We start from the raw sequence: 21,090 nt of genomic DNA, 5'->3' as shown, positions 1-21,090 counted from the left end.
TAACCCCTATTGATAAAGGTCATTCCATGGAGAACACCACGCCTGCGACGCCGGCACCCGATCCCACCAAGCTGCTGGATGACCAGGTGCAATCCATGCTCAGCCGCGCCAATATGGGGCTGTCGCCAATTGCGCTGAGCCTGGCCGCTGCAGACTGGGCCATGCACCTGGCCTGCTCGCCCGGCAAGCAAATGGCTCTGGCACAAAAGGCGGCCGAGCTGTCGCGCCAAGCCGTGCAGCGCAGCCTGCACGCTGCCGACCCGGAGGCCACCGAGAAAGACTCCCGCTTCAAGGACCCAGCCTGGACGCAGTGGCCCTATGCCGCGCTGAAGGAAGGTTTCAAGGCCAGCGACAGCTGGTGGCGTGAGGCGGCCAAGGTGGACGGCATGACCCGCCACCACCGCCATATGGTGGACTTCTTTGCCCGCCAGTTCCTGGATGCCATGTCGCCCTCGAACTGGGCGGCCACCAACCCCGAAGTGCTGGCCAAGGCGCGTGAAACCCAGGGCGAAAGCCTGCGCAAGGGCTTCCAGCATTTCAGCCAGGACCTGCATGCACTGGCCAATGCCAAGGCCGACACCCCCAGCGAAGCGCTGGAGCCCCTGGAATTTGCCGTGGGCAAGGATGTGGCCTGCACGCCGGGCAAGGTGGTGTTCCGCAACCACCTGATCGAAATCATCCAGTACCTGCCGACCACGGCCAAGGTCCAGCCAGAGCCCGTGCTCATCGTGCCCTCGTGCATCATGAAGTACTACATCCTGGACCTGTCGCCCAAGAACTCCATGGTCAAGTACCTGGTGGAGCAGGGCCACACGGTGTGCATCATTTCCTGGCGCAACCCCGATGCCTCGGACCGTGACCTGAAGATGCAGGACTACCTGTCCAGCGGCGTGCTGGCAGCTATGGAGGCCGTCAAGGCCAGCACCGGCGCAGCGCGCATCCACACCGTGGGCTATTGCCTGGGCGGCACCTTCCTGGCGATTGCCGCCGCCACCCTGGGTCGCCTGGCGCGCAAAAAGGCCGATGCCTGGACGGCCAAGGAAAAAGCCCTGGTGCCTGCCAACCTGCCGGAGCTGGCTTCCGTCATCTTGCTGGCGGCGCAAACCGACTTCTCCGAACCTGGCGAGTTGGGCGTGTTCATCGATGACGAACAGCTCGAAGGCCTGCGCCGTTCCATGGCCAAGAAGGGCTATCTGTCCGGCCGCCAGATGGGGGGCTCCTTCCAGTTTCTGGCGTCCAAGGACCTGGTCTGGTCGCGCAACACCAGCCGCTACCTGCTGGGCGAGGAAGACAGCAGCTTCGACCTGATGAGCTGGAATGCCGACCAGACCCGCCTGCCCGCGCGCATGCACAGCGAATACCTGAGCTCGCTGTTCCTGAACAACGCCCTGGCCAACGGCCAGTACCGTTTTGCCGGCGCCACCGTGGCACTGATGGACATCAGCGCGCCCATGATGGTGGTGGGCACCACGCGCGACCATGTCTCGCCCTGGAAGTCGGTCTACAAAATCCACCTCCAGACCGACACGCACGTGACCTTTGTGCTGGCAGCCGGTGGTCATAACGCTGGTATCGTCTCCGAACCAGGCCGCCCACGCCGCAGCTACCAGATAGCCAGCGTCGAAGACGGCCAGGGCTGGACCGACCCCGACGACTGGGTGGCACAGGCACCGGTGGTACAGGGCTCCTGGTGGGAAGCCATGCACGCCTGGTTGAACGAGCGTTCCGGCACTCCTATCAAACCCCCGGCGATTTCGCCGGATCGCGTGGTGTGTGAAGCACCGGGCGACTACGTGATGGTGCGTTATGCAGACTGAAGACAAAACGACTGAGTTGGCGCTGAGCGCGCGTGTGGAGCGCTTGAGCGAATCCATTGAACGGCTGAATGCCCGCATTGCGCGGCTGGCAACCGCTCTGGATGTGTCGCTGGAAAAAGACAGCGACGTCGAGCGCGCTCTGCAATGCGACGCCGCCGTGGTGCAGGGCGGTGGCCGCCAGCGCCGCATGCAGGAAGAGCTGCGCGGTCTGCTGGTGCTGCGTTACGGCGTGACCACGCGCTACACCCAGAAGCTGGGCCCCGAAGTGACGCGCGACCTCTTCATCTACGCCGAAGAAAAGCTGCAGCGCGAGGGCTTCCGCCCGGGTGCTGACGGCATCGACCTGCGCGCGCTCGAAGCCTCGGCTTCCTGATTCCCGCCTTTTCATAGCAGCCTCTGCGCGCCCCGGTTGCGCGCAAGGCTTTCCGCACCACGCAGCGTGTGGCGGATCTTCTTGAGCCTGAAAGTACCCAAGACCATGACCAAAGCACCTCCTTCCTTCAGCCTGCAAGGCAAAAAAGGCCTGATCCTGGGCATCGCCAACGACCACAGCATCGCCTGGGGCTGCGCCAAGCTGGCCGCCGCACAGGGTGCGCAAGTCGTGGCCTCCTGCCTGAACGACAAGGCCCGCAAATATGTGGAGCCCCTGACCCAGCCCGCCGGCATCGACCTGGTCAACTGCAACGTCGAAACCGAAGGCGAGCTACAGGCGCTGGTGGACCACGCGGTCAAGACCATGGGCCAGATCGACTTCGTCATCCACTCCATTGCCTGGGCGCCGATTGAGGACCTGCACGGTGATGTGGTGGACAGCTCGCGCGAAGGCTTTGCCCGCGCCGTCTCCGTCTCCTGCCACTCATTTGCCGAAGTGGCCAAGCTGTGCGCTCCCCATATGCCGAACGGCGGCAGCATGCTGTCCATGACCTATCTGGGCTCCGGCGAAGCCGTGCCCAACTACGGCCTGATGGGCCCGGTCAAGGCGGCGCTGGAATCGATGGTGCGCTACATGGCCATGGAGCTGGGCCCCAAGAACATCCGTGTGCACGCCGTGTCCCCCGGCCCCATCCTGACGCGCGCCGCCTCGGGCATTGCCGAGTTCGACAAGCTGATGCAGACCGCCATGGACAAGGCCCCGCTGCAGCGTCTGGTGACGCTGGAGGAAATCGCCCAGCTGTCGGCCTTCCTCTGCACCGATGCCGCATCCGGCATGACCGGCCAGACCATTTATGTGGATGCCGGCGTCCACGCCATGGACTGAGCACGGTTTGCCTTCGATTGCCTAAGGTCGTTGGGCCGCCTTGCCGTGCTACAGCACGGTCTGCGGCTCTACGCCTCTTTATCCCATCGAATGCAATTCCGCAGGTGCACACCGCACACCTTCCCGTATTTCTTTTGCCCCGAGGTATCCCATGAACCTGCAGACCCCGCATGTTGAGCAATGGATGGAAAACGTCACCTATGACGAGCTGACCCTGGGCCAGAGCGCCCGGCTGGTGCGCACCGTGACGCTGGAGGACATCCAGGCCTTCGCTGCTGTCTCGGGCGACATCAACCCCGCCCACCTGAACGCCGAATACGCCGATGCCACCATGTTCCACGGCGTCATCGCCCACGGCATGCTGGGCGCGGCGCTGATCTCGGCGCTGTTCGGTACCCAGTTCCCCGGCCCCGGCACCATTTACCTGGGCCAGGAGCTGAAGTTCACCAAGCCCGTGCGCATTGGCGACACGCTGACCGTGCTGGCCACGGTGAGTGAAAAGGACGACGAGAAAAAGCGCATCAAGATGGACTGCCTGGTCACCAACCAGAAGGGCGAAGTGGTGCTCAAGGGCGAGGCCCGTTTGATGCCGCCCACGCAAAAGGTCAAGGTGCCGGTGGTGCATGCACCGCAAATCCAGCTGTTCGACCCCGAAGCGCGTCTGAAAGACATGCTGGCCCGTGCCGCATCGCTGGAAGCCGTGCGCTGCGCCGTGGTCCACCCCTGCGATGCAGGCTCGCTCAGCGGTGCGCTGGACGCGGCCCAGCATGGCCTGATCGTGCCGGTGCTGATCGGCCCCGAAGGCCGCATTCGCCGCACCGCCGAAGACGCCGGCCTGAACCTGGATGGCGTGGAAATCCTGCATGTGGAGCACAGCCACGCTGCTGCCGAGCTGGCCGCCGAGATGGCTGCCAAAAAGGATGTGGAAATCATCATGAAGGGCAGCCTGCACACCGACGAGCTGCTCAAGGCCGTGCTGTGCCAGCCGGCGCTGCGCACGGGTCGACGCCTGTCGCACATATTCCGCTTCGATGTGCCGCTGTATGACAAGCCGCTGCTGATCACCGACGCGGCCATCAACATCCGCCCGACCTTGCAGGAGAAGGTGGACATCATCCAGAACGCCATCGACTTTGCCCGCATTCTGGGCACGGAAGTGCCCAAGGTGGCCGTGCTGTCGGCGGTGGAAACCGTCACCCCCAGCATTCCCTCCACCATCGATGCGGCCGCGCTGTGCAAGATGGCCGATCGTGGCCAGATCAAGGGTGGTTTGCTCGACGGCCCGCTGGCCTTTGACAACGCCGTGTCCATGGACGCGGTGCGCATCAAGGGCATTGCCTCGGCCGTGGCCGGTCAGGCCGACATTCTGGCCGTGCCCGATCTGGAAAGCGGCAACATGGTCGCTAAGCAGCTGGAATACCTGGCGGGCGCTTCGGGCTCGGGCCTGGTGCTGGGCGCACGCGTGCCCATCGCCCTGACCAGCCGCGCCGACGGTCCCATGGCCCGCGTGGCCTCGGCCGTGCTGGCCGTGTTGGCGGCGCATGACGCACGTCAACAGCAGGCGGCCAATGCCTGGAAGAGCGGTCACTAAGATCGTGCACAGCTTTTAAGCTCACCACATCAGTCATGCCACCGGGGCCGGCCACGGCCGGCGGGTGTGCAGATGTGGAACCTTGAAGCTGCAAAAAAATAGGAGATACACCATGGCCATTCTTGCCGTCAACGCAGGCTCGTCCTCTTTGAAGTTTTCCCTGCACCCACTGAAGGATGGGCAGGTGCAACCGCATGTGCTCTCGGGCAATATCCAGGGGCTGGAGCCCGGCGGTGCGCCGGCCATGGGCTGGACCTATCTGGGTAAAAAACACCAGGAAACACTGTCTGTACCTGCAGATGGTGCTCCTTTTGTCATAGCCCTGGACAGCCTGCGCGCCCTGGTGCAAAAGCTGGAAGCCGCACCCGACATCGAGGGCGTGGCCCACCGCGTGGTGCATGGCGGCGGGGTGTTCACCGAAAGCGTGCTGGTCACCGATGAGGTGCTGGAGCGCCTGGCCTGCTTCAACTCGCTGGCGCCGCTGCACCAGCCGCACAACCTGGAAGGCATCAGGCGCTTTCGCGCCGCCTTCCCGCAGCTGCCGCAGATTGCCTGTTTCGACACGGCCTTCCACGCTACCATGCCCGAGGTGGACTACGCCTTCGCCCTGCCCAAGAGCCTGCAGGAAGAGGGTGTGCGCCGTTATGGCTTTCACGGCCTGTCCTACCAATACATCATGTCCATGCTGCTGGAGCACACCATCCGTGGCCGTGGCCGCGTGGTGATGGCCCACCTGGGCAACGGCGCCAGCCTGTGTGCGGCCCTGGCCGGCTCCAGCGTGGCCACGACCATGGGCTTCTCGGCCCTGGACGGCCTGATGATGGGCACGCGCAGCGGCTCGCTGGATGCCGGTGTGCTGCTGTATCTGATGGAGCAGGGCTGGACCCATGCGCAAATGGAGAAGCTGCTCTACAAGCAAAGCGGTCTGCTGGGCGTGTCGGGCATCTCGGCTGATATGCGCACCCTGCGCGCCAGCGACAGCCCGGATGCCGAGCGCGCCATTCAGCAATTCACCCACCGCGTGATCCGTGAAAGCGGTGCGCTGATGGCCTGCCTGGGTGGCCTGGACGTGCTGGCCTTCAGCGGCGGCATTGGCGAGAACGACGCCGTGCTGCGCGAGCAGGTCTGCCAGCGCCTGTCCTGGACGGGGCTGCGCATTGACGAGCAGCGCAACCGCAAGGCCGACGGCAAGGCCGCCTACGCCGTGCATGCGCCCGACAGCCGCGTGGAAGTCTGGGTCATCCCCACCGACGAAGGCCGTGTGGCCGCACGCGAAGCCGCACAGCTGCTGCAGGCCGCAGCCGTGCCGGCGCTAGCCCCGGCGGTCCTCGCTTAGAGTGGCTAACACCACTTCTCCAGAGGGCCTCGCAGAGCGGTTATGCTCGCTGCCCTCATGGCACGACGACCCGTAAGCAAAGAACTGTGGCGACAGCTACAACCCCTGATCCCAGCCTTCGTGCCTTCTGCCAAAGGCGGTGCGCGCAAACTCGCAATCAGCGATGAAGCTGCCCTCAACGGCATCTTGTTCGTGCTGCAAACAGGCATTCCATGGGAAGACCTTCCCCAATCCCTGGGCTACGGCAGCGGCATGACTTGCTGGCGGCGCCTGCGCGACTGGAACGCCGCTGGTGTCTGGGAGCAGCTGCACCAAGCCATGCTGACTCGCTTGCGTGAACATGACCAAATCGATTGGAGCCGGGCCAGCATTGATGGCTCCTCGGTACCAAGCCCCCGGGGGGCCAGGAAACGGGCCCAAACCCCACGGACAGAGGCAAGCTCGGCTCCAAGCGGCACATCGTCGTAGATGCCAGAGGCATCCCGCTGGTGATCTTGGTCAGCGGCGCGAACCGGCACGACTCCAAGATGTTCGAGAAGTGTGTGGACGCGATTCCTGCGATTGCTGGCCTGCCAGGGCGTCCCCGTAAAAGGCCAGCCAAGCTGCACGCCGACAAAGGCTACGACTTCAAGCGATGCCGAGCCCATCTGAGGCAGCAGGGCATCATGGGCCGAATTGCCAGAAGAGGCATTGAGAGCAGCGAGCGGCTGGGCAAACACCGGTGGGTGGTGGAGAGGACGCACAGCTGGTTTGCAGGCTTGGGCAAGCTGCGAATCCGCTTTGAACGACGGCTGGATATCCACGAAGCGCTGCTGAAATTGGCGGCAGCGATCATCTGCGCGCGCTTCGTGGATCGGTGGTGTTAGCCACTCTTAACTCAGAACCTGGGTATGGCGCCTTGTGGGAAGGCGGCCATACAGCGCTTGCGGCTTTGTTGCACGCTCTTGCCGTAGCCAAGTACTGTCTGCGGACGCGCGCCGCGCCTGAAGCTTGGGGCGCGGCGAGCAGTCCCTCACCCCTACCCTCTCACCAAAGGGGCGAGGGAGAAATACCGGGGCAAGCCCCCATCCCCGCCTTCTCCCGGAGGGGGAAGGGGCAACGGCCAAGGCAAGGGGCGAGCGCCCCCTGTCGCATGCCATGCCCCTTTCGCCAGGGCACCGCGCAAGGGCCGCCCCGCAGCGCCGGTGCCGTCCCCCTCCCGCGCGCAGCGTGAAGAGAGGGGGAAGCCGCGAAGCGGCTCAGGGGGAGCTTACTGGAAAGCCACTTCGTCGAAGCTGCGCAGCTTGCGGCTGTGCAGACGCTGCGAGCCGCCCTGGCGCAGCAGGTCCACGGCGCGCATGCCAATGCGCAGATGTTGGTCCACGCGCTCGCGGTAGAAGTGATTGGCCATGCCGGGCAGCTTGATCTCGCCATGCAGGGGCTTGTCGCTCACGCACAGCAAGGTGCCGTAGGGCACGCGGAACCGAAAGCCGTTGGCGGCGATGGTGGCCGATTCCATGTCCAGGGCCACGGCCCGGCTTTGGCTGAAGCGGCGCTGGGGCAGGTTGTCGGGCAGCAGCTCCCAGTTGCGGTTGTCGGTGCTGGCCACGGTGCCGGTGCGCATGATGTGTTTCAGGTCGGAGCCGGTCATGGCCGTCACATCGGCCACGGCCTGCTGCAGCGCCACCTGGATCTCGGCCAGGGCGGGAATCGGCACCCACAGCGGCAGGTCTTCGTCCAGCACATGGTCTTCGCGCACGTAGGCGTGGGCCAGCACATAGTCGCCCAGTTGCTGGCTGTTGCGCAGGCCGGCGCAGTGGCCCAGCATCATCCAGGCATGGGGGCGCAGCACGGCGATATGGTCGGTAATGGTCTTGGCATTGGCCGGACCCACGCCGATGTTGACCATGGTGATGCCGCTTTGGTCGGCCCGCACCAGGTGGTAGGCCGGCATCTGCGGCAGGCGGGGCGGGGCGGCGCCCAGCTCGTCCACGGCTTCGGCCGTCAGGCCGGTGCGGCGGGTGACGACGTTGCCGGGCTCGACAAAGGCAATGTATTCGCTGTCGGGTTTGGCCATTTCGGCATGGCCCAGGCGGATGAACTCGTCGATGTAGAACTGGTAGTTGGTGAACAGCACAAAGTTCTGGAACCACTCGGGCTGGGTGCCGGTGTAGTGGCGCAGCCGGTGCAGCGAATAGTCCACGCGCGGTGCGGTAAACAGCGACAGCGGAAAGGCCTGACCGGGTTGGGCACGCCAGGTGCCGTTGGCAATGCCGTCGTCCATGGCCTCCAGGTCGGGCAGGTCGAAGACGTCGCGCATCAGCACCCGGCGCTCGGGCGAGAGGCTGCCTTCCACATGGTCGTTGTCGGCAAACGAGAAGTGGATGGGAATGGGCTTTTGGCTCAGGCCCACCTGGATGTCCACGCCGTGACTTTTGCGCAGCAGGCGGAATTGTTCGAGCAGATAGCGGTCGAACAGGTCGGGCCGGGTCACCGTGGCCTCGTAGCGGCCGGGGCCTTCGACAAAGCCGTAGGCCAGCTGGGTGTCGGCCCGGGCCACGGTATGCGTCTCTATGCACACCAGAGGGTAGTAGGCGTGGACCGGGGCCGAGAAGACCTCGCCGGCCACAAAGCGGCGCATGGCGTCGCGCAGGTGGTCCACCTGCTCCTGGTAGAGGGCCTGGACGCAGGCCAGCGCGGCCTGGGGATCATCGAACCGGCGCATATGCGCCGCTGTGGCGGAAGCGGGGGCAGGAAAGCTTTGCATGCTGCATTGTGCGGTATCCGCATGACAACAGGGTTGCTGCACAGGTACTCAGAATGCGGCATGTGGCGCGGTATCCTGCGCCTTTGTGGGCCGGCGCTGCCTCTGTCTGCTTGCCGGCGCCCGCTTGTCTACCCCGATGCGAAGAGGCCTGTATGTCCCTGACTGAATTCCTGGCCGAACAGGCCCCCCAGATCACCGCCCTGCGCCGTGATCTGCATGCCCACCCCGAGTTGTGCTTTGAAGAGCGACGCACCGCCGATGTGGTGGCGGCCAAGCTCACGGAGTGGGGTATTCCCATTCACCGCGGCCTGGGCAAGACAGGGGTGGTGGGCATAGTCCACGGCCGGGACGGCGGCGAGGATGGGGGCTCCAAGGGCCGCGCCATAGGCCTGCGTGCCGATATGGACGCCCTGCCCATGCAGGAGTTCAACACCTTTCCCCATGCCAGCCGCCACGCCGGCAAGATGCATGCCTGTGGCCACGACGGCCATACCGCCATGCTGCTGGCCGCCGCCCAATACCTGGCGGCCCACCGCGACAGCTTCGAGGGCACGGTCTACCTGATCTTCCAGCCGGCCGAAGAGGGCGGCGGCGGTGCGCGCGAAATGATCCAGGACGGGCTGTTCACCCTGTTCCCCATGCAGGCCGTGTTTGGCATGCACAACTGGCCGGGCATGCAGGCCGGCACCATGGCGGTGGGCCCGGGCCCGGCCATGGCCTCGAGCAATGAATTCAAGATCGTGGTGCGCGGCAAGGGTGGCCATGCGGCCATGCCGCACATGGTGCTGGATCCGGTGCCCGTGGCGGCGCAGCTGATCACGGCCTTCCAGACCATTGTCAGCCGCAACGTCAAGCCCATAGAGGCCGGCGTGGTGTCCGTCACCATGGTGCATGCCGGCGAGGCCACCAATGTGGTGCCCGACAGCGTGGAGTTGCAAGGTACGGTGCGCACCTTCACGCTGGAGGTGCTGGACCTGATCGAGCGCCGCATGGAAGAGCTGGCGCGTGGCCTGTGCGCCGCCCATGGCATGCAGTGCGAGTTCGAGTTTGTGCGCAACTACCCGCCCACCATCAACAGCGCGCCCGAGGCCGAGTTCGCCCGCCGCGTGATGGCCCAGGTGGTGGGCGAGGCCCATGCCCTGCCGCAAGAACCCTCCATGGGTGCGGAAGACTTCGCCTTCATGCTGCTGGAAAAACCGGGGGCCTACTGCTTTATCGCCAATGGCGACGGCGACCACCGTGCCATGGGCCATGGCGGCGGGCCGTGCAATTTGCACAACCCCAGCTATGACTTCAATGACAGCCTGATTCCGCGTGGTGCAGCCTTCTGGGTGCTGCTGGCCCAGCAATGGCTGGCGCAGCCCACCAGGTAAATCCATCCTGAGGGATGAGGCTCCGTGCATGCTGGTGCGCTCTAGGGGTAAAGCCTGGGTGCTGAAAACGAACGATCGTGCTTTTGTTGGTCGATTCTTGGCTACACTGCCAGCCAGAGCAATGATGCGAGGAGCCTGTTTCATGTCCGATCTGAACGCCGTTTTTGAAGCCGCGGTGGCCAATTCCAAAACCCTGAGCGAGCGCCCCGACAACGGCACGCTGCTGAAGATTTATGCCCTGTACAAGCAGGCCACCGAGGGTGACAACGAGGCCAAAAAGCCCAGCTTCACCGACATGGTGGGGCGCGCCAAATGGGATGCATGGGAGAAACTCAAGGACACCACGGCAGACGAGGCCAAACAGCAGTACATTGACCTCATTGAATCGCTGCGCTGAGTGCGAAGCAGCCAGCAGAGGATCCAAGGTAGCGGCCCCGCAAGGGCCGCTTTTTTTGTGCTCAGGGACACCCCCCTGAGTCGCCTGCGGCGCCTTCCCCCCGCTCTTCGCGAGCTGCGCTTGCGAGCAGGGGGACGACAGCCTCGCTGCGGGACGGCCCTTGCTCGCTGTCTCTGAGTTGGGTAGTGCCTGTTTTATGCGCTGGGGCCTGATTGAGGGCTTGGTGTGATGTAAGCCGCACCCGTGGGTATGTTGTGCTGCTTTTCCCCCTGCCCGCGCTGCGGGGCGGCCCTTGCGCGGCAGCCCTGAGCTGGGCTGCGCTCGTGGCATATGCTGTTGGCAGCGTACCGTGCTGTGCAAGTCGCAATATAAAAACAGGAGCTGCTTGCGCTGGTGTGGCAATGTTTTTCAATGAAAAACACCTGATTAGGTACTTATCTCAGGCACTGCTGTGAAGTGATATTCCGAAGCCGGGAATTCGCCCCGGCAGGCGACCTACCTTGTTGCTCGCACAACAAGGTAGGCCAAAAATGCGCCCCTGCTATCCCCGTCCCCAGCGCTGTCGCGCCGGGGCAACCTGCGTCACCCAGCACACAGGGCCTGCCGCAGAGCTCTCTGCGCGCTTACAGCGCTCCGCTCGAACAGCTGCGGCAAGTCAGTTGACGAAGCATGGCTGTCCTTCGGCAGCCATGCGGCCCTGTGTGCTGTGCGCCGCAGGCGTATATAGAAGGGGAATAACCGCAGCGCGAGCAGCGTGACGAAGCATCAGGTGTTTATGGCTTGGAGATAAAGTTCGTCAACAGCACAGCCTACGCAGGGCAGGTATTCGGTTCCCGCCTTCCCCTTCTGCCCATGGCTCGGCGCGCAGAGCGCGGGGCGGGCAGCTGTGCCGTAGGACACAGCTGCTTCGTGGTCAAGCTTGCCGCAGCATGTTTGAGCAGAGCGGCATAGCCGCGTAGCGAGTTCTGCGGCGCCGCCCCGGGATCGAGCACCGAGCTTGCCCGCAGCGAAGCGCAGGGACATGGGCAGCAGGGGCGGTTTCTTTTGCTTCCGTTTTCTTGAGCGTTCAAGAAAATGAAGTCGCCCGCCGGGGCGAGACCCGGCCTCGGAATGTCATGTGCGAACAGCAGCACAATTCGTCGTGACTCTTCATCTGAGGCATGTGGCTAATCAGGGAAAAACATACCAAGGTCAGCGGATGGCCTGCGCAGGCAGCTATGAATATGGGAGCGCTTCCTGCGTAAGCTTATGCGGTCACACCGGTCATTTCGTCAAATTGCGCGCGCAGCTTGGTTTCGATCTGGTCCTTGAACATGGCGGCCAGAAAACCCAGCTCGGCTTGGAGGGACAAGGTCGTGGCCGTGACCAGCAGCTGGCCGTCGATGCCGTTGCCGCTGAAATGCAGGGTGTCGCTGTCGCTGCCCTCTTCGTAGCGGCAGTCCACGCCGAATTTGGCCTGGGCCTTGTCGGCCCAGCTGCGGGCATGTTGGCGGGCGGTGGGCAGGCCCAGCTGGTGGGCGCGTTCAATCTGGATGTCGGACACAGGCGGTTGGTAGTGAGTCTGGAGGAAATGCAGCACAGAGCGCAGCTTGGCGTGACGTGGAGGGCATGGCCGCCACGGCGCGCACCGCATCATAAAAGCGGGGCCAATCCCCGTCGGCCTGCTGGAACATGGCGGTGAAGGCCGGCACCCAGTCTTCATACAGGCCCAAAGAGGCAAAGCTGGCGTTGTTGGCCTGGGCCACCCAGGCATCCAGGCGGGCCCAGGCGTCGTTGGTAGACATGGGCTGTGAGGCCGGTCGCCACTGCTGGCGCAAGGCCGCGTAATGCTGGCGAAAATCCCGCAGCACGGCCTGTTTGCGCGCCAGCAAGGCCTCCGGTGTGAGCGGGCTGGTGTGCTGTGCGGCATACAGCGCGGCCAGTTCAGCCTGGGTGGACTGGGTCAGCGCCTGCCATGAAAGCCGCCAGCGCTCGCTGCGGGCAAAAGCAGCTTGCTGGGCCGGTGTGCCGGCATCGCGCAACCATTGCGCCGTGCCCAGGCGCTGCACCGTGGTGGCAAAGGCCTCATTGAAGGCGGTGTCGCCCGGCACAAACAGCAGCTGGTGGGCCAGCTCGTGAAAGACCAGGCCGGCCAGTTCGGGCTCCGGCCAGTGGATAAAGCTGCTCAGCAGCGGATCGCCCCCCAGCCAGTTGAACCAGCCCAGGGTGGAATAGGCCGGCACGCCATAGACATGCACGTCCAGCCCCTGGGCGCGCAGCTGGAGGGCCTGGGCCTGGGCATCGGCCTGCTGAAAATAACCCCGGTAGCCCACGCAGCCCACGATGGGAAAGCACCACTGGTGCAAGTCCAGCGCATCTGCCGGTGCGGCCACCACATTCCAGACTGCGTTCTCGCGCTGTAGATCGGCGTAGCGGCTGTAGCTGGCGTTGTCGGGCAGGGCCAGGCACTCGCTGGCATAGCGGCGTATGCGCTGGCTGCGTTCCAGGCGCTGGCGCAGGGCGTCTGGCGTGGCGGGGTCTTGCACGGCGGTGGGAATGGGTTGGGCGGCGGCCAGCAACTGCATTTGCCCGGCTGCGGCCTGCCAGTAATAGCCCGGCCAGGTCTGGGCAGAACAGCCCGCCAGCAACAGGCCGAGCGCGCAACAGAGGCCGGCCATTACACTTGAACGCTTGTTTGGTTTGGATCTGTGCACGCTGATGGATTGGTTTACGCTTTTTTTACTGCTCACCATAGCTTTGTACTTCCTCAAGGCGCATGCACAAAAGCAGCGCATCTTGCTGCTGGCCTCGTTCCTGGGAGGCACGCAGATCGAGAAATTGATGGCCACGCTCATGGATGGTTATCTGCGCGCAGCCGGTGAAGCCGACCCCCAGCGCCAGGAGCAGATCTGGGGCACCTTGTCCGGCTACGAGCAGCAGCTGTGCAGCCAGTTCCAGCGCCTGGCCGATGATTTTGCCCAGGTGCCGGAGGAGCGCACACGCATCAGCACCCTGCCGCTGGCCTTGCCTTATTTTGAGCGCCTGCTGCCGGCCGCCAGCTTCGATATGCGTGCGGCCCTGCAGCTGCATGCCAAGGCCTTGAAGGCCGCCTGCGCGCAGGAGGGCATGACGCTTTCGGAGCGCAAGGCCCAGGCTTTTTGCATGACGGCCGAGCTGATGCTGATGCAGCACAGCTGCCACTGGTTCTGCAAGTCGCGCACCGTGGCCTCGGTGCGGCTGATGGCGCGGCACAAGACTTCCTACGAGCAGGTGCTGGAAGCCGTGGCCCCACAAACGCGGCGGGCTTACAAAGAGTTGCTCAAAACCGCCTGAATGCTGGAGCTCTGTTGGCGCTGACGGAAACCCTTATTTCATCGGTGTTTGCGGCGAAGTGATTGCTTTTTTCATGGACCTTTTCGTGCGTTGGGGTCATTGACGCTTCATGGACGCTGCGAAAAATGGGGAGCCATGAAAGCCATGCCCCCCCATCTGGAGGCGCGTCTCGCCTCCCTCCCCACAGCGGTTTGGGTTCAGCTGCCCAATGGGCAGCAGATAGGCCCGGACGATGCCCCCGTCAGGGTGCAGGTGCATTCGGCGCTGGCGCTGGCGTTTCTGGCGGGCGGCCGGATAGGCTCGCTGGCCACGGCCATTGTCGAAGGCCAGGTCGACGTGCAAGGGCATATGCGCGACGTGATGCGCATGGCGGCTTCCTTGCTGGAGGTGGACCCGCTCAAGGTGGCCAACCGCTGGACCAGTGCCGTGGGCAAGCTGCGTTCCCGGGCCATGCACACGCTGGTGCGGGACGCCCAGCAAGTCCAGTTCCACTACGACCTCTCGGATGATTTCTACGCGCTGTGGCTGGATCCGCGCCGCGTCTATTCCTGCGCCTATTACCGCGACCCCGGCATGGACCTGGCCCAGGCCCAGGAGGCCAAGCTGGACCATATCTGCCGCAAGCTGCAGCTGCAGCCGGGCGAGCGTTTTCTGGACATCGGCGCGGGCTGGGGCGGCTTGCTGCTGTGGGCGGCCGAGCACTATGGCGTGCAGGCCCATGGCATCACGCTGTCACGCAACCAGTACAACCATGTGCAGCAGCTGATTGCCGCCAAGGGCCTGCAAGGCCGGGTGCATATGGAGCTGTGCGACTACCGCGAGAAAACCAGCGAGGCCGCTTTTGACAAGGTGGCCTCGGTGGGCATGTTCGAGCATGTGGGGCGGGCCCATATGCCGGCGTATTTTCAGGTGGTGAAAAAGTTGCTCAAGCCCGGCGGCATGGCCCTGATCCACGGCATCACCGCCGCAGGCGTGGACAATATGGAGCTGGGTGCGGGCATGGGGGATTTCATAGACCGCTACATCTTTCCAGGCGGGGAGCTGCTGCATGTGAGCACCGTGCTGCATGACACGGCCCTGGCCGGTCTGGAAATGGTGGACACCGAAAACCTGCGCCCGCATTACGCGCGCACGCTCTGGGCCTGGTCCGATGCGCTGGAAGCGCAGCTGCCCCAGGCCGCTACCATCTTGCAGCAGCAGGTCGAGCCCGAGCGGGCACAGAAAGCCTTGAAGGCCTATCGCCTCTATCTGGCGGGCTGCGCCATGGCTTTCGAGCAGGGATGGATAGCGTTACATCAAATGTTGCTCACCCATCCGGACGGCAAACTCGACCATGGCAGCTTGCGGGGTGCACAATCGTCGTATCCATTCCAGCGCGACTATATGTACCGAGAACGGTAGACAAAGAGAGGAGCAAGCATCCATGGCCTATAAATTCAAATCCCGCGCGACTGCCGACCTCATCATGCTGGATGCCCCCGGCAAGCAAATCCTGCAGATTCTGGGCAAGACGCCGGGTGAGTCCGGCATTGTGACCCTGGGGCAGATCCCCGCCGCCATTGCGGCCCTGGAAGCCGCCGTGGTCGAAGATGACCGCCGCCGCAAGGCCCTGGAAGAAGACGTCCAGCAGGGTGACTCCAAGGCCGGCGAAGCGCTGGCCAAGCTCGGCGACGAGCTGGGCGCTGTCAGCCTGCGCCAACGCACCAAGCCGCTGCTGGACATGCTGCGCAGCAGCGCCCAGGAAAACAAGGATGTGACCTGGGAGCATTGAGGCCTTGCCGGCAAGCGTAAAGAAGAAACGGTGCCTTGGGCACCGTTTTTTTGTGGCTCAACTCAGAAATGCAGGGGGCAAAGATGTCGGCCGGAGCGGGGGCAAGCAGTTCAGTGGGTGCTCAATTCCTCCCCACAACGCCCAGACGGCACTTCAGGCTAGGCGCTCGCCCGCAGACAGTATTTCTATACGGCAAGGGCGAGCAACAACGCATCAAGTGCCGTATGGGCGTCTCGGCACGAGCCAAGTACCCAACAGCAAGGCTGTTTAAGGCTTAGTCGGCGAATTGGCCGGCGGCCTTGATGACCTTGCCCCAGGCATCGATCTCCGACTTCACAAACTCCTTGTGACCCGTGCGCTCCATGCGGCCGTCCGTGGCCACAATGGCGCCCAGGCCTTCTTGCTTCTGGATGAAGGTGGGGTCCTTCAGCGCGGTCTTCAGCGCGGTGTTGAGGCTGGCCAGCACGGCTTCTGGCGTGCCCTTGGGGGCGTACAGGCCGTGCCACACGGTGACGTTAAAGCCCTTCACGCCGGACTCGTTCAGCGTGGGCATGTCCTTCAGGGCCGGCGTCTTCAGGCGTTCCTTGGTGGTCACGGCATAGCCCTTGACCTTCTTGGCCTCGATCTGGGAGCTGGTGTTGGTCGTCTGGTCGCACATCAGATCGATGGTGCCGCCCATCAAGTCGGTGATGGCAGGCGCCGCGCCCTTGTAGGCCACGGTGGTCATCTGCACATTGATGGCGCTTTGGAACATCAGGCCGCACAGGTGACCGGCAGATCCCAGGCCGGAGTGGCCGAGGTTGACCTTCTCCTTGTTGGCCTGCATCCACTTGTTCAGTTCGGCGTAGTTGTTGGCTTCCAGTGTGGGGCGGCCAACCACGGTCATGGGCACGTCGTTGATGATGCCCAGGTACTCGAAGTCGTTCAGCACATTGAACGACAGCTTGCGGTAGAGCGAGGGGATGGTGGCCATGCCGATGTGGTTCAGCAGCAGGGTGTAGCCATCCGCAGGTGCGCGGGCGACCTTGGCGGCACCGATGGTGCTGCCGGCACCGGCGGCGTTTTCAATCACCACCGTGGCGCCGCCCAGGGGCTTGCGCAGGGCTTCGGCCAGGTCGCGGGCCACACGGTCGGTGGGGCCACCTGCCGAGAAGGGCACCACGATGGTGATGTTCTTGCCAGCGACTGGGAAGGTCTGGGCTTGGGCAGCGCAAGCGGCGACGGCGGCAACGGCCACAGCGGCCAGGCGGAGGGTGTTTTTCATTGACTCGATTCCTACGAAAACAAGGGCGCCATGGTGGCGAACATCTGTCGTTGCCGGCTCGGTAGTAACCCGAGCGTTTTGGCGCTGTTTTTAAAGAGAGAAAAGCTGCAAAGCATTTATTTGTAATTGTTTGCTGCTACTTTTTTGGAAGTAAAAAAACCTGTGAAAACAGTGTCGGAAGAACGTCTTCGTCAGGTAGATGTCAAAAACTGTCGCATTTGCGTCAGCAGAAGCCAGGTGTTGATATCGGGCATTGCGGGCAGGCGGAATCATCCCCACCAATGCGGCGTGGCCGCCATGGCCTGGCAATGCATGCCGTGATCGACGGCCCCAAAACAACAGCGCCCATGTCGCCGGGGCCGGTGACATGGGCGCTGCAGGGGAAGGCACGGTCAGCGGTAGCTGCGTGCGTCCTCTATGACCTTGCCGTCATTGGGCAGGCTGCCCGGGGGCAGCAGCTGTACATCGCCGCGCAGCTTGGTGACATCGCGGATGGCGTCGCCAATCAGGCGGGCCAGGCCCTCTGCGGTCTCCTGGGTTTCCACCAGCAGGGCCATCTGGTCATTGGCCATCTCGCCGCTGACCACCAGGCGCGCCTTCAGAATCTGCGGAAAGCGCTTGGCCACTTCGGCCACCTGGCCGGGGTGGACAAACATGCCGCGCACCTTGGTGGTCTGGTCGGCCCGGCCCATCCAGCCCTTGATGCGGGTGGCAGTGCGGCCCGTGGGGCAGTGTCCGGGCAGCACGGCCGACAGGTCGCCGGTGCCAAAGCGGATCAGGGGGTAGTCCGTGTTCAGCGTGGTGATGACCAGCTCGCCCACTTCGCCTTCGGCCACCGGGTCGCCGGTGCCGGGGCGCACGATTTCCACGATCACGCCCTCGTCCAGCACCAGGCCTTCGCGGGCCTCGGTCTCATAGGCGATCAGGCCCAGATCGGCCGTGGCATAGGCCTGGTAGGCCGCCACGCCGCGTTCGGCCAGCCAGTCGCGCAGCGAGGGCGGAAAGGCCTCACCGCTGACCAGGGCCTTGGAAAGCGTGGGCAGGGCAATGCCCAGCTCGGCCGCTTTTTCCAAAATGATCTTCAGAAAGCTGGGCGTGCCGATATAGCCGGCAGGGCAGAGCTCGGCCATGGCCTGCACCTGCTGCTCGGTCTGGCCCGTGCCGCCGGGGAACACCGTGCAACCCAGGGCATGGGCACCGGTTTCCATCATCGAGCCGGCCGGCACGAAATGGTAGGAAAAGCAGTTGTGCACCAGCTCGCCCGGGCGAAAGCCTGCGGCGTGGATGGCGCGGGCCATGCGCCAGTAGTCCGGGCGCGTGCCCTCGGGCTCGTAAATCGGGCCGGGGCTGGAAAACACGCGCGGCATGGCCTTGCCAAAACCCTGGGTGGCAAAGCCGCCAAAAGGGCCTTGGCCAGCCTGGCCCAGCTGGTCGCGCTGCTGCTGCTGCAACTCGTACTTGCGCGTCACCGGCAACCGGGCCAGCGCGGCGCGGCTGGTGATGGCCGCGGCATCCACACCCTGCAGGATGCGTGCGAAGGCCGGCGAGTGCTGCTGGGCATGGGCAATCTGCGCCGGCAGACGTGCCAGCAGATCGGCCTCCCGCTGCTGCGGGCTGCGGGTTTCCAGGGCATCGAAAAACGTACTCATTTCGGATGGCTCCTCTGCAAAATCTTGAAGTGAAATAACGCTCTAGAGCTTGTGCATAAAGCGCAGCAAGCTATGAAACAAGGAGTAAAAATACGGCGGACACTGTGGCCCCCATCCCCGCCTTCCCCCGGAGGGGGAAGGAGTGAAGCCGGAGGGCTTACGCTTTTCCCCTCCGCATCCCGAGACCCCTTCCGCCAGAGACAGCGAGCAAGGGCCGCCCCTTACGCTCCGCTGTCGTCCCCCTGGGGGGAAGGCGCCGCAGGCGACTCAGGGGAACAGTTCAAGCCAACCAGCGTTTACGGCGCTTGTAGCTCTTGACGTCGCGAAAGCTCTTGCGCTGTTCGCCGCCCACGCCCAGGTAGAACTCCTTGACGTCCTCGTTGCTGGCCAGGTCGCTGGCCTTGCCGTCCATGACGATGCGGCCGCTTTCCATGATGTAGCCGTAGTCGGCGTACTTCAGCGCCATATTGGTGTTCTGCTCGGCCAGCAGGAAGGTGGTGCCCTCCTTGGCGTTCAGGTCCTTGACGATGTTGAACACCTCTTCCACGATCTGCGGCGCCAGGCCCATGGAGGGCTCGTCCAGCAACACAATGTTCGGGTTGCTCATGATGGCGCGGCCAATGGCGCACATCTGCTGCTCGCCGCCCGAGGTGTAGGCCGCCTGGCTGGTGCGGCGGGTCTTGAGGCGGGGGAAGTAGTTGTAGACCTTTTCCAGGTTGGCTGCGATCTCGCCCTTGTCGGTGCGGGTGTAGCTGCCCGTCATCAGGTTTTCTTCGATGGTCAGGTGGGCAAAGCAGTGGCGGCCCTCCATGACCTGCACCACGCCGCGCTTGACCAGGTCGGCGGGCGAGAGGTTTTGAATCTGTTCACCACGCAGCTCGATAGAGCCCTTGGTGACCTCACCACGTTCGCCCTTGAGCAGATTGGAAATCGCCCGCAGCGTGGTGGTCTTGCCTGCGCCGTTGCCACCGAGCAGGGCGACGATGCCCTTTTCCGGCAGCTGCAGCGAGACGCCTTTGAGCACCAGGATGACGTGGTTGTAGATGACCTCAATGCCGTTGACCACGAGCACGGGCGCAGCGGAGTTGGAGGCAGTGGCGGTTCGGGTATCGGTCATGGTTTCCACATTCGTCATCAAAAAATAGCTTTCAACACTGCACCCGCGCCGCATTCCGAGGAAGTGGGCGCGGATGCATGGGGGGTCAATTGCAGCTGCGGACCTTGATGTTCTTGTCCTTGGCGTACTTGTCCGCGTATTCCTTGACCAGGGGGGCGATCAGGGTCTTGTCGGCCTGGTACCAGTCCGAGGTCACGGTCCACTTGCTTCCGTTCCACTGCGCAATGCGGGCCCAGTCAGCGCCCATGTGGTTGTCACAGCTGGTCTTGATGGGGCGGATGAGCTTGCCGAAGCCCAGCTCGTTCAGGCGCTCCTGCGTGAGGTTCAGGTTCTCCATGCCCCAGCGGATCTGCTCGGTCGTCATGACCTTGCCCTTGCCGAATTTCTCTTGGGCCGTGCGGATGCCTTCCACCTGCAGCATGGCGATCACCATGCCGCGGGTGTGCGCAATGGCGCCCAGTTCCTTGGCATTGCCGGCAGCGCCCTGGCCCTTGTCATAGAGCATGGTCTTGACTTCGTCATGCACCTTGTCGTGCTCGGCCGTGTTGTGGATGGTGACGGTGTTGTAGCCCTTGGCGCCGTCGATGCCCTTCACGTCATGGTCGGAGCCAGCCCACCAGACGGCGTACATCTTCTCGCGCGGGAAGCCCGTGGCCTGCGCTTCGCGGATGGCCGTGGGCGTCATCACGCCGGCGGACCACAGGATCACGTAGTCGGGTCGGTTCTGGCGCACTTGCAGCCAGGTGGCTTTTTGCTCCACACCGGGGGCAGTCACGGGCAGCAGGGCCAGTGTGAAGCCTTCCTTCTCTGCACGCTTTTGCAGCAGCGGGATGGGCTCCTTGCCATAGGGAGAGTCGTGGTAGACCAGGGTGATCTTCTTGCCCTTGAGGCTGCCCTTTTCCTTCTTCAGGATGTCCTGGACGATGGCGTCAGCGCCGGTCCAGTAGGTGCTCAGCAGGGGGAAGTTCCACTCGAAGACCTTGCCATCCACGGACTGGGACAGACCATAGCCGGGCGTGACCACAGAGATCTTGTCGATGGGGGCCTTTTCGGTCACGGCAAAGGTGATGCCGGTGGACTGGGTGTCGAAGCCCGCCGCGCCGCTGCCCTTGCCCTTGAGGCGCTCATAGCATTCCACGCCGCGGCTGGTGTCGTAGGCGGTTTCGCATTCCTCGTAGGAAATTTTCACGCCGTTGATGCCGCCCTTGGCATTGACCAGCTTGAGGTAGTCCAGCTTGCCGTCACCCCATGGAATGCCCAGGGGTGCGAACTGGCCGGTACGGTAGGACAGCAGCGGGACGAACTGTTCCTGCGCTTGTGCCACAGCGCTGCCGGCAAAGCCCAGGCCGGTCAGGGCGAGGGTGGCAGCCACAGTCAGATGGTTGAGTTTCATGCTTGTCTCCTTTTTATGAGGGAGCCATGGCCGGCCTCGCTGTGCGCGCAAGCCATGGCAGTCTGC

Annotated in this window: 18 protein-coding genes; 11 read left to right on the top strand and 7 right to left on the bottom strand. The window is 63.8% G+C overall.

Features of this window, described 5'->3' with window-relative positions; translation table 11 throughout:
- The first annotated feature begins 26 nt into the window (after positions 1 to 26).
- The 6 genes from ACA027_RS02575 to ACA027_RS02550 all read left to right on the top strand — a co-directional run bounded on the left by ACA027_RS02575 (position 27) and on the right by ACA027_RS02550 (position 6,868).
- A complete protein-coding gene (locus ACA027_RS02575; protein ID WP_370680850.1) occupies positions 27 to 1,817 on the top strand; it encodes a PHA/PHB synthase family protein in 1,791 nt (596 codons plus the stop codon).
- Positions 1,807 to 2,190: a hypothetical protein gene (locus tag ACA027_RS02570; RefSeq protein ID WP_370680849.1), complete on the top strand. Its 384-nt coding sequence runs from the start codon at positions 1,807 to 1,809 to the stop codon at positions 2,188 to 2,190. The genes ACA027_RS02575 and ACA027_RS02570 overlap by 11 nt, the downstream gene beginning before the upstream one ends.
- Positions 2,191 to 2,295: 105 nt before the next feature.
- Positions 2,296 to 3,075 carry an enoyl-ACP reductase FabI gene (gene fabI / locus ACA027_RS02565; RefSeq protein ID WP_370680848.1) on the top strand — a complete coding sequence of 260 codons (780 nt, stop codon included), beginning with the start codon at positions 2,296 to 2,298 and terminating at the stop codon, positions 3,073 to 3,075.
- Positions 3,076 to 3,226: 151 nt separating this feature from the next.
- On the top strand, positions 3,227 to 4,666 hold the full coding sequence (locus ACA027_RS02560; RefSeq protein WP_370680847.1) for a bifunctional enoyl-CoA hydratase/phosphate acetyltransferase: 1,440 nt from the start codon (positions 3,227 to 3,229) through the stop codon (positions 4,664 to 4,666).
- 112 nt (positions 4,667 to 4,778) lie between these two features.
- A complete protein-coding gene (locus tag ACA027_RS02555) occupies positions 4,779 to 6,002 on the top strand; it encodes an acetate/propionate family kinase (protein ID WP_370680846.1) in 1,224 nt (407 codons plus the stop codon).
- A gap of 57 nt (positions 6,003 to 6,059) precedes the next feature.
- A protein-coding gene (locus ACA027_RS02550) for an IS5 family transposase (RefSeq protein ID WP_370680845.1) occupies positions 6,060 to 6,868 on the top strand; the annotation gives its coding sequence in 2 pieces (ribosomal slippage) (positions 6,060 to 6,390 and positions 6,390 to 6,868; 810 coding nt in all).
- Positions 6,869 to 7,251: 383 nt separating this feature from the next.
- Here ACA027_RS02550 and ACA027_RS02545 read toward each other — a convergent pair.
- Positions 7,252 to 8,706, bottom strand: a complete 1,455-nt coding sequence (locus ACA027_RS02545) for an AMP nucleosidase (protein ID WP_370682497.1) — start codon at positions 8,704 to 8,706, stop codon at positions 7,252 to 7,254.
- A gap of 194 nt (positions 8,707 to 8,900) precedes the next feature.
- On the opposite strand from ACA027_RS02545, the gene ACA027_RS02540 reads away from it, so the two are divergent.
- Both ACA027_RS02540 and ACA027_RS02535 read left to right on the top strand, forming a co-directional pair.
- Positions 8,901 to 10,121 carry a M20 aminoacylase family protein gene (locus ACA027_RS02540; RefSeq protein ID WP_370680844.1) on the top strand — a complete coding sequence of 407 codons (1,221 nt, stop codon included), beginning with the start codon at positions 8,901 to 8,903 and terminating at the stop codon, positions 10,119 to 10,121.
- 142 nt (positions 10,122 to 10,263) lie between these two features.
- The gene (locus ACA027_RS02535) at positions 10,264 to 10,518 is read left to right on the top strand and encodes an acyl-CoA-binding protein (protein WP_370680843.1); all 255 of its coding nucleotides are present in this window, start codon (positions 10,264 to 10,266) and stop codon (positions 10,516 to 10,518) included.
- A gap of 1,246 nt (positions 10,519 to 11,764) precedes the next feature.
- On the opposite strand, the gene ACA027_RS02530 is transcribed toward ACA027_RS02535, so the two are convergent.
- Together ACA027_RS02530 and ACA027_RS02525 are read right to left on the bottom strand one after the other, a co-directional pair.
- The gene (locus tag ACA027_RS02530; RefSeq protein ID WP_370680842.1) at positions 11,765 to 12,061 is read right to left on the bottom strand and encodes a polyhydroxyalkanoic acid system family protein; all 297 of its coding nucleotides are present in this window, start codon (positions 12,059 to 12,061) and stop codon (positions 11,765 to 11,767) included.
- Positions 12,042 to 13,175, bottom strand: coding sequence for an aminopeptidase (locus tag ACA027_RS02525; RefSeq protein ID WP_370680841.1), 1,134 nt, complete (start codon positions 13,173 to 13,175; stop codon positions 12,042 to 12,044). Before ACA027_RS02525 ends, ACA027_RS02530 begins: the two co-directional genes overlap by 20 nt.
- Before the next feature lie 40 nt (positions 13,176 to 13,215).
- Here ACA027_RS02525 and ACA027_RS02520 point away from each other — a divergent pair, with 40 nt between their 5' ends.
- The 3 genes from ACA027_RS02520 (at position 13,216) to ACA027_RS02510 (ending at position 15,601) form a co-directional block, all read left to right on the top strand.
- Entirely contained in the window at positions 13,216 to 13,830 is a 615-nt protein-coding gene (locus tag ACA027_RS02520) for a hypothetical protein (RefSeq protein ID WP_370682496.1), read from the top strand.
- A gap of 135 nt (positions 13,831 to 13,965) precedes the next feature.
- Positions 13,966 to 15,231, top strand: coding sequence for a class I SAM-dependent methyltransferase (locus tag ACA027_RS02515; RefSeq protein WP_370680840.1), 1,266 nt, complete (start codon positions 13,966 to 13,968; stop codon positions 15,229 to 15,231).
- A 22-nt stretch (positions 15,232 to 15,253) separates the two neighbouring features.
- Positions 15,254 to 15,601 carry a DUF1840 domain-containing protein gene (locus tag ACA027_RS02510; protein WP_370680839.1) on the top strand — a complete coding sequence of 116 codons (348 nt, stop codon included), beginning with the start codon at positions 15,254 to 15,256 and terminating at the stop codon, positions 15,599 to 15,601.
- Between the two features lie 274 nt (positions 15,602 to 15,875).
- Here the strand turns inward: ACA027_RS02510 and ACA027_RS02505 are convergent, their stop codons facing one another.
- From ACA027_RS02505 to ACA027_RS02490, 4 genes are all read right to left on the bottom strand, one after another.
- On the bottom strand, positions 15,876 to 16,865 hold the full coding sequence (locus ACA027_RS02505) for a tripartite tricarboxylate transporter substrate-binding protein (RefSeq protein ID WP_370680838.1): 990 nt from the start codon (positions 16,863 to 16,865) through the stop codon (positions 15,876 to 15,878).
- A gap of 392 nt (positions 16,866 to 17,257) precedes the next feature.
- Positions 17,258 to 18,514: a phenylacetate--CoA ligase family protein gene (locus ACA027_RS02500; RefSeq protein ID WP_370680837.1), complete on the bottom strand. Its 1,257-nt coding sequence runs from the start codon at positions 18,512 to 18,514 to the stop codon at positions 17,258 to 17,260.
- Positions 18,515 to 18,794: 280 nt separating this feature from the next.
- Positions 18,795 to 19,631: an ABC transporter ATP-binding protein gene (locus ACA027_RS02495; RefSeq protein ID WP_370680836.1), complete on the bottom strand. Its 837-nt coding sequence runs from the start codon at positions 19,629 to 19,631 to the stop codon at positions 18,795 to 18,797.
- An 85-nt stretch (positions 19,632 to 19,716) separates the two neighbouring features.
- Positions 19,717 to 21,024, bottom strand: a complete 1,308-nt coding sequence (locus ACA027_RS02490) for an ABC transporter substrate-binding protein (RefSeq protein WP_370680835.1) — start codon at positions 21,022 to 21,024, stop codon at positions 19,717 to 19,719.
- Positions 21,025 to 21,090: the final 66 nt, after the last annotated feature.

Source organism: Comamonas sp. GB3 AK4-5 (assembly GCF_041320665.1).
In the GTDB taxonomy this organism is placed as follows: Bacteria; Pseudomonadota; Gammaproteobacteria; order Burkholderiales; family Burkholderiaceae_C; genus Comamonas.
This window is presented reverse-complemented; position numbering and strand designations above follow the sequence as displayed.